Raw genomic sequence first — 1459 nt, forward strand, 5'->3', positions numbered from 1 at the left:
CGCGCGCCGAGGACGGCGGCGCCCCTCCGCGCGCCGGGGCCGTGCCCCCGCTCCCGGACCGCCCGGAGGATCCGCTTCAGCCCCCAGACCGCGAGCAGGATCAGGCCGGGCAGCACGACCGGGACCAGTCGCCGGGCGGCCCACGGGTGGTCGGGGGTGATCGCCGGGCGGTAGAGCGTGGTGACCGTGGTCCAGCCGATCACCGCCAGCGGGAGCAGCCACTCGCCCGCCGTCCCCCGCACCAGCCTGCGGGCCAGTACGGCGGCGGCCAGCGCGGCGAGCAGCACGGCCGGGACGCCGACGTACCAGGCCGCCCAGTGCAGCGAGTCCTCGTAGTAGAGCCGTGTGCCGTCGACGGCGAGCCCGTTCGCCGCCTGCGTCTTCTCGATGAACTCCGCGGTCGTCCGGTCCTCGGGGGTGACCGCCCGGCGGGTCACGGTCTGCAGCCAGGGCCGGACCGCGAAGGCCGCCATGACCGCCACCACCAGCCCGGCCGCGGCCTCCGGCAGCCACCGGACCCGCGCGGCCCGCCGGAGCGGGCCCGCCAGCCGGGGGGCGAGCGCGGCGACGGCCAGGGTGAGGAGCAGTACGGCGCCGCAGACGGTCAGCAGGGGCCGCCACGACGCCGCGAGGTAGTCGAGGTACGGCTCGGCCAGCAGGAAGGCCGCCGCGAAGCCCAGCCCCGTCCCGACGAGCAGCCCACCGAGCAGCGGCGGCCCCAGCCGCCCGTCCAGGCGGCCACCGCCCGTTCCCGGGGACTCATAATCCCCTGCTCCGCCGGAGTCCCCGGCCGCCCTCGCCCGGCGCAGGGCGATCAGCAGTCCCGCGTAGGCCAGCACCGGCAGCACGTCCCGCAGGCCGTCGATCCTGACCAGCACGGCCAGCCCGAAGACCAGCCCGGCCAGCGCGGCCCCGAGCCGGGAGCGCGCGTCCAGCAGCAGCGAGAGCCCGCCGAAGAGCAGGATCAGTGACGGGATCTCACTGAAGGTGGTCCGCGAGGTGTAGAGGATCGGCAGGCAGACCGCGAACGCCAGCGCGGCGAGCGGCGCCCACCGGGCCCCGGCCAGCCGGGCGGCGGTCCCGGCGAACACCAGCACCGCCAGCGCCCCCAGCACCGGCGGGGTCAGCAGGAGGCCGGGCAGCCCGCCCAGCCAGTGGCCGGCCGCGTAGACCATCGGCGGCCCCGGCATGAACTGCGGCACCACCGCGCCGCCGTGGTCGAAGAAGCCCACGCTGTCGAAGCGGAGCGCCGCGTCCGGCCCGCCGAAGGCCGCCTCGCCGTACGGGATCGGCAGCGAGCCGCGGGTGGCCAGCCAGACGGCGTACTGCGCGTAGGTGGCGGGGTCGCGGCGGACGACCAGCTGCTCGCTGTGCAGCAGCGCGTTGAGGACGCCCGAGCCCGCCGCGACCGCGAGCACCCCGGCCGCCTGCCACCGGGTCGCCCCTCGATCCCGGCCGG

The 1459-nt window shown here is 77.5% G+C and carries 1 pseudogene; it reads right to left on the reverse strand.

The features are described from left to right. Positions 1–1459: pseudogene (locus ACWJ6R_RS36230) on the reverse strand (hypothetical protein); the annotation flags it as partial.

The organism is Planomonospora algeriensis, assembly GCF_977012225.1.